This window comes from Citrobacter sp. wls826, assembly GCF_005281245.1.
GTDB lineage: Bacteria > Pseudomonadota > Gammaproteobacteria > Enterobacterales > Enterobacteriaceae > Citrobacter > Citrobacter braakii.
On sequence record NZ_SZWS01000061.1, the window covers coordinates 61038 to 67956 of the forward strand.

A 6919-nucleotide genomic window follows, 5' to 3' on the forward strand; every position below is an offset into this window, starting at 1 on the left:
TCATGGCATCAAGACGAATCATCGGCCAGGTAGTGCGACGAAAATGATGCAGGGCAAACAGAAAGGTCACGGTTCCTAGCGCCAGCAGCCCGGCGGTTAGCCAGCCCTGCGGCTGCTGGGTTCCCAGTAACTCCATGGCATACACCAGGCTAACCATCGCAACTGAGGTCGCGATAAAACCCGCTATATCAAATGGACGGCGCTCGTCGTCATGAATATCCGGGATGAAACGTAGCGCCAGCGCGATCGCTAAAACTCCCAGCGGTACGTTAATAAAGAAGATCCAACGCCAGTTAGCATAGCTGGTGATGAATCCTCCAAGCGGTGGCCCGATGATAGGCGCGACTAACGCGGGCCAGGTCAGGGTCGCTATGGCGGTGATCAACTGATGTTTAGGCGTGGTGCGCAGTACCGCGAGACGGCCAACAGGAACCATTAGCGCGCCACCCACACCCTGTAAAATTCGCATTGCTACAAAGCTCTCAAGGCTTTCGGACAAACCGCATAAAACCGAAGCGAGAGTAAAAATCGCCAGCGCCAGGGTAAACACTTTTCGGGCGCCGAAGCGATCCGCAATCCAGCCGCTGGCGGGGATAAGCACCGCGAGGGTGATCAAGTAGGCGCTGATACCAATGTTCAGGTCTACCGCCTGTACGCCAAAGCTTTTGGCCATGTCGGGTAGGGCTGTGGCAATCACCGTGCCGTCAATAAATTCCATAAAGAAAGCCCCGGCAACAAGTAATGCTGCCGGGGAAAGACCGCGTTGTTTCTCAACCGCTAACTGTTCACTCATGTTGTGCTTGCCATCTCAAAAGAAACTGACTGGACCTTTTTTATTTTCAGCGCATTTGTAATGTGTGCGCGGCTATCGTTTCGATCGCTGAATAGGTACTATGACGACCTTTCTATAAGGAGCTCACTATGTCCCAAACATTGAATGCCGATCAGGAACTGCTCTCGGACGTTGTTGCCTGTCAGCTGGTTATCAAGCAAATTCTGGATGTTCTTGATGTTATTGCCCCGGTAGAAGTTCGGGAAAAAATGTCCAGCCAACTGAAAAACATCGATTTTTCCAGCCATCCTGCAGGGGCCGATCCGGTCACTATGCGCGCAATACAAAAAGCGGTTGCCTTGATCGAGTTGAAATTCACGCCGCAGAACGAATCCCACTAAAATAAACCGTTGTTTCAGGTTTTAGAAAGGTTTTTTTGCGCCTCGCAGAATGGGAGGCGCGTGCCAGGGAAAATCAGAGGTTGACCGGATAAGGTGCGCAGCATCGCTATCCGGCATTAACGCGATGAAAACTGAAGATTAGTGATGCTGGTAGTTAACGACGTTGAGCAAGTGCTTATCGGTTTGCGCCATGCACAACCCCGCGCGTTTGGCGCTGCGGACTTCATCAAGAATCGTCTGTAACAGCACGCCATCCTGCTGCTGCTCTTTTTCCAGATCGTGAAGAAAATCAATGGTTGGCGCATCGTTTAATGCTTCAGCTTCATTGGTTAAACGCGAGAGCTTACTCGAACGCTGCTGATATTCATCCAACGTTTTCTGAAACAATTCTTCAAGGGAACTCAGTTCATCACCCGGCACATCCATGGCCTTGACAATGGGATTAGCCCCGGTACTTTTCATAAAATTGAACATACGCATCATTTGAGTCACGTTACCCTGCGCCTGCGTGCGTAGAAACGTGGCTGTACCTGTCAGGCTATGCTCGTAGCACCATTCGCTGAGATGCAGGTAAAGATTCGAGGCGTAGAACTCGAGATTCATTTGTGTATTGAGTTTATGAACAATTCCAACTGCAGCCATATCAATATCCTTATTTCCAGAAAGGGGGATGTACGTTACTCACGCCAGTACAGCGGGCTGCCGCTGCACTTCACCTCTACGTACAATTAAAACTGTTAGCAGAATAAATCCGTTCCGCCGGTCCTTTAGTGATCACGAATTATATTCGCTCCGATCGAGATTCAGCATAACGCTTGCCCTGGTATAAGAAAATCCTTAAATCTGCGTATTTATGTTTTTTTACATATTGTCATAACAGTATTCATGCTTCTGCTGTTTTGGCATATAGATGACATGAATGTAAGGGGTTGAAATTTATGTCATTAAATGATTTTCATGATAATGAAATGGTGTTTCATATCACAAAATTAAATTCCACAATAAGGTATTGTCTGGCATCTGATGATTATCTTCCCAAGTTGAAAGGCAATTTCACGATCGGGATGGATTAGTACAAATTATCTGATGGCTAATTTTTTGCGCCAGATCAGTTTTAATCAAATTGAGAAATTTAACAGTCTGCACTGGTCGTCATTAATTGTTTCGTTTATGTGGATTAAGCAAGGAGTTACATATGAAGAAGGTTGCGGTGCTGCTGGCACCCGGTTTTGAAGAGGCGGAGGCGATTGTTACCCTGGATATTCTGCGTCGCCTGAATATCGAAGTCGAAACCCTGGCCTGCGCAGAGTCACGTGCGGTGGTGAGTTATCATGACGTACCGATGGTGATGGATAGCACGCTGGCCGCGCGCCAGACATATCTCTACGATGCCGTCGTATTGCCAGGCGGGCCGCAGGGCAGCGTTAATCTTGCCGCCAGTGAGGCGGTCATCCAGTTTGTATCCCGTCATGATCAGGCAGGAAAGCTCATTTGCCCGGTATGTTCTGCGGCCGCGCGCGTGTTGGGCGGCAATGGTCTGCTGAAGGGGCGTCGCTATGTTTGCTCAGGAGATCTGTGGCAAAACGTCACGGACGGGGAATATATCGATGCGCCGGTTGTTGAAGATGGCAATCTGATCAGCGGCAAAGGGTTAGGGCATATTTTCGATTTTGCATTGACGCTTGCGGCGCGCCTGCTGGGAGATGACATTCCGGTTCGCGATCACGCTGACCACATTTATTACCGATGGTAATCATGTTCCCGAATGCTTCGGTATTCGGGAACAAGGATTCGTTAGCTGATGTTATGGATTAATCTGCTATCCCTCTTTTTTCCCGTCGACAAAACCGCGTTTTTTTATGTCATTTCCCGCTGAATTTATGTACGCAATTACTGTAATTCTGTGGTGTGATGCCGCTCTCTTATGGAGAATCAATTTCCCGCTAAAACTACTCTCAGCACTGGCATTGATCTTATCACTAAAAGGTAATGCCTTGTTTTACGTCCGAATTACAAAAAATCGTCTGATTTTACCCTACATAAAAGAACGTTAAAGCTGGAGTTAACCATGCACAAATTCACTAAAGCGCTGGCTGCCATCGGTCTGGCTGCCATTATGTCACAATCCGCTATCGCTGAATCCATGAAGCTCGGTTTCCTGGTCAAACAACCGGAAGAACCGTGGTTCCAGACTGAATGGAAATTTGCCGATAAAGCCGGTAAAGACCTTGGCTTTGAGGTGATTAAAATTGCCGTCCCGGATGGTGAGAAGACCCTTAACGCCATCGACAGCCTGGCTGCAAGTGGCGCAAAAGGGTTTGTGATTTGTACGCCGGACCCCAAACTCGGGCCTGCCATTATGGCCAAGGCGCGTGGCTACGATATGAAAGTCATTGCCGTCGATGACCAGTTTGCTAACGCCAAAGGTAAGCCGATGGATACCGTGCCGCTGGTGATGATGGCTGCAACCAAAATTGGTGAGCGCCAGGGCCAGGAGCTGTATAAGGAGATGCAAAAGCGCGGTTGGGATGTGAAATCCACAGCCGTAATGGCCATTACCGCGAATGAACTCGATACCGCGCGTCGCCGTACATCGGGTTCAATGGAAGCGCTTAAAGCCGCAGGCTTCCCGGAAAAACAGATCTACCAGGTCCCCACTAAATCGAATGACATCCCCGGGGCATTCGATGCCGCTAACTCCATGCTGGTTCAGCACCCTGAAGTCAAACACTGGCTGATTGTTGGCATGAACGACAACACCGTGCTGGGCGGCGTACGTGCGACCGAAGGGCAGGGCTTCAAAGCGCCGAATGTGATTGGTATCGGCATCAACGGCGTTGATGCCGTGAGCGAACTTTCCAAAGGCGAAGCGACCGGGTTCTACGGTTCACTCCTGCCAAGCCCGGACGTTCACGGCTACAAATCAAGTGAGATGCTCTACAACTGGGTAACGAAAGGTGCAGAGCCACCGGCGTTTACTGAAGTGACGGATGTGGTGCTGATTACCCGCGATAACTTTAAAGAAGAACTGGCGAAGAAAGGCTTAGGCGGTAAATAACACAAATGCCGGATGCGACGCCAACGCGTCTTATCCGGCCTACGAATTGCGTACTCAGTAGGCCGGATAAGGCAAAGCCGCTATCCGGCATAAAGATCTGACTCACGGAGACGTTATGCAACAGTCTACCCCGTATCTCTCATTTCGCGGCATTGGCAAAACGTTCCCCGGCGTTAAAGCGCTCACGGATATCAGTTTCGACTGCTATGCCGGTCAGGTGCATGCGCTGATGGGCGAAAATGGCGCCGGGAAATCAACACTATTAAAAATTCTCAGCGGCAACTATGCGCCAACGACGGGATCTTTGGCGATCCGTGGACAAGAGGTTTCGTTTGCGGACACCAATGCCGCGCTGAACGCCGGTGTTGCCATTATTTACCAGGAGCTGCATCTCGTCCCGGAAATGACCGTTGCCGAGAATATTTATTTAGGGCAGATGCCGCACAAAGGCGGGATTGTGAACCGCTCGCTGCTGAACTATGAAGCGGGTCTCCAGCTTAAGCATCTGGGCATGGATATCGATCCCGATACGCCGTTGAAATACCTCTCCATTGGGCAATGGCAGATGGTGGAGATTGCGAAAGCGCTGGCGCGCAACGCCAAAATTATCGCGTTTGATGAACCGACCAGCTCCCTTTCAGCGCGCGAGATTGAGAATCTGTTTCGCGTCATCCGTGAGCTACGCAACGAAGGGCGCATCATTCTGTACGTTTCGCACCGTATGGAGGAGATCTTTGCCCTTAGCGATGCCATCACCGTGTTTAAAGATGGTCATTACGTCAAAACGTTCACGGATATGCAGCAGGTCGATCACGACGCGCTGGTGCAGGCGATGGTCGGGCGCGACCTCGGTGATATTTATGGCTGGAAATCCAGACCTTATGGTGCAGAGCGCCTGCGTTTGCATGAAGTCAAAGCCCCAGGCGTGCGTACCCCGATCAGTTTATCAGTGCGCAGTGGTGAAATTGTTGGATTGTTTGGACTGGTGGGCGCCGGACGTAGCGAATTAATGAAAGGTCTGTTTGGCGGCACGCGTATCACGGCAGGCCAGGTGTTTATCGATGAACAGCCTATTGATATCCGTAAACCGAGCCACGCCATTGAAGCGGGGATGATGCTGTGCCCGGAAGATCGCAAGGCTGAAGGGATCATTCCGGTCCATTCGGTGCGTAACAACATCAACATCAGTGCCCGTCGTAAACATGTTCTGGGCGGATGCGTGATCAACAACGGCTGGGAAGAGACCAATGCCGATCACCATATTCGCTCGCTCAATATTAAAACGCCGGGCGCGGAGCAACTGATTATGAACCTCTCCGGGGGTAATCAACAGAAGGCTATTCTCGGCCGTTGGTTATCGGAAGAGATGAAAGTGATTTTGCTGGACGAACCTACACGCGGTATTGATGTGGGCGCCAAGCATGAAATTTATAACGTGATTTATGCCCTCGCGGCGCGCGGCGTGGCCGTGCTGTTTGCTTCCAGCGATCTGCCAGAAGTGCTCGGTGTCGCCGACCGTATTGTGGTGATGAGAGAAGGCGAAATTGCCGGTGAGTTACTTCATGAACAGGCGGATGAGCGCCAGGCGTTAAGCCTTGCTATGCCAAAAGTTAGCCAGGCTGTAGCCTGAATAAGGAGAGAATGATGTCTTCCGTTTCAACATCGGGTTCAGGTGCTGCAAAGTCGGCGCTAAATCTTGGTCGCATTTGGGATCAATACGGGATGCTGGTCGTGTTCGCCGCGCTGTTCCTGGTTTGTTCCCTCTTTGTGTCTAACTTTGCCACTTTCATCAACATGAAGGGGCTGGGGCTGGCGGTATCGATGTCGGGTATGGTCGCGTGTGGGATGCTGTTTTGCCTGGCATCCGGTGACTTCGACCTGTCCGTTGCCTCCGTGATTGCCTGCGCCGGGGTTACTACAGCCGTGGTCATTAATATGACCGAAAGCCTGTGGATTGGCGTGGCTGCCGGGCTACTGCTCGGTATTCTATGTGGTCTGGTGAATGGGTTCGTGATTGCGCGGCTGAAAATTAACGCCCTGATCACGACCCTTGCGACGATGCAGATTGTGCGTGGTCTGGCCTACATTATTTCCGACGGTAAGGCGGTAGGGATTGAAGACGAGCGCTTCTTCACTCTCGGCTACGCCAACTGGTTTGGTCTGCCGGCACCTATCTGGATCACGGTCGTCTGTTTCATCGTTTTTGGCTTACTGCTCAATAAAACCACGTTTGGTCGTAACACGCTGGCCATTGGGGGGAATGAAGAGGCGGCACGTCTGGCTGGGGTTCCGGTCGTTCGTACCAAAATTATTATCTTTATTCTGTCCGGGCTGGTATCCGCCATCGCCGGGATTATCCTCGCATCACGTATGACCAGCGGCCAGCCAATGACCTCAATCGGCTATGAGCTGATCGTGATTTCCGCGTGCGTGTTAGGGGGCGTTTCGCTTAAAGGCGGCATCGGAAAAATCTCATATGTGGTAGCCGGGGTGTTGATTCTGGGAACGGTTGAGAATGCAATGAACCTGCTGAACATCTCTCCGTTCGCACAGTATGTCGTACGTGGTCTGATCCTGCTGGCGGCGGTGATCTTCGACCGTTACAAGCAAAAAGCGAAGCGTACTGTTTGATGATTTTAACCCCAACTTTTTAGTCTAGCTTTAGCTCATCGCCAGCCGCTACCCGGC

Annotated in this window: 7 protein-coding genes; 5 read left to right on the forward strand and 2 right to left on the reverse strand. The window is 50.9% G+C overall.

The window, feature by feature from the left end:
• Nucleotides 1-793 (reverse strand): MFS transporter (locus FDW87_RS22965; protein ID WP_252363236.1); only part of this gene is annotated, 793 nt, incomplete at its 3' end.
• A gap of 128 nt (nt 794-921) precedes the next feature.
• On the opposite strand from FDW87_RS22965, the gene FDW87_RS17790 reads away from it, so the two are divergent.
• Nucleotides 922-1173 carry a DUF2766 family protein gene (locus FDW87_RS17790; protein ID WP_016153452.1) on the forward strand — a complete coding sequence of 84 codons (252 nt, stop codon included), beginning with the start codon at nt 922-924 and terminating at the stop codon, nt 1171-1173.
• Nucleotides 1174-1311: 138 nt separating this feature from the next.
• Here FDW87_RS17790 and FDW87_RS17795 read toward each other — a convergent pair whose 3' ends face one another.
• Nucleotides 1312-1815, reverse strand: a complete 504-nt coding sequence (locus FDW87_RS17795; protein ID WP_137380026.1) for a non-heme ferritin-like protein — start codon at nt 1813-1815, stop codon at nt 1312-1314.
• A 553-nt stretch (nt 1816-2368) separates the two neighbouring features.
• On the opposite strand from FDW87_RS17795, the gene FDW87_RS17800 reads away from it, so the two are divergent.
• The 4 genes from FDW87_RS17800 to araH all read left to right on the forward strand — a co-directional run bounded on the left by FDW87_RS17800 (nt 2369) and on the right by araH (nt 6862).
• Complete coding sequence (locus FDW87_RS17800; protein WP_019077051.1) at nt 2369-2926, forward strand: DJ-1/PfpI family protein; 558 nt, start codon at nt 2369-2371, stop codon at nt 2924-2926.
• 315 nt (nt 2927-3241) lie between these two features.
• Nucleotides 3242-4231 carry an arabinose ABC transporter substrate-binding protein gene (locus FDW87_RS17805; protein WP_003034602.1) on the forward strand — a complete coding sequence of 330 codons (990 nt, stop codon included), beginning with the start codon at nt 3242-3244 and terminating at the stop codon, nt 4229-4231.
• Nucleotides 4232-4346: 115 nt separating this feature from the next.
• Nucleotides 4347-5861 (forward strand): arabinose ABC transporter ATP-binding protein AraG, encoded by a 1515-nt coding sequence (gene araG, locus FDW87_RS17810; protein ID WP_019077050.1) that lies wholly within the window; start codon nt 4347-4349, stop codon nt 5859-5861.
• A 14-nt stretch (nt 5862-5875) separates the two neighbouring features.
• Nucleotides 5876-6862, forward strand: a complete 987-nt coding sequence (gene araH / locus FDW87_RS17815; RefSeq protein WP_137380047.1) for an L-arabinose ABC transporter permease AraH — start codon at nt 5876-5878, stop codon at nt 6860-6862.
• The last annotated feature ends 57 nt before the right edge of the window (nt 6863-6919 follow it).

Bases quoted from the DNA above. Each gene is read 5' to 3' on its own strand.
- FDW87_RS17790 (WP_016153452.1), top strand. From the start codon at position 922: ATGTCCCAAACATTGAATGCCGATCAGGAACTGCTCTCGGACGTTGTT.
- FDW87_RS17795 (WP_137380026.1), bottom strand. From the start codon at position 1,815: ATGGCTGCAGTTGGAATTGTTCATAAACTCAATACACAAATGAATCTC.
- FDW87_RS17800 (WP_019077051.1), top strand. From the start codon at position 2,369: ATGAAGAAGGTTGCGGTGCTGCTGGCACCCGGTTTTGAAGAGGCGGAG.
- FDW87_RS17805 (WP_003034602.1), top strand. From the start codon at position 3,242: ATGCACAAATTCACTAAAGCGCTGGCTGCCATCGGTCTGGCTGCCATT.
- araG (WP_019077050.1), top strand. From the start codon at position 4,347: ATGCAACAGTCTACCCCGTATCTCTCATTTCGCGGCATTGGCAAAACG.
- araH (WP_137380047.1), top strand. From the start codon at position 5,876: ATGTCTTCCGTTTCAACATCGGGTTCAGGTGCTGCAAAGTCGGCGCTA.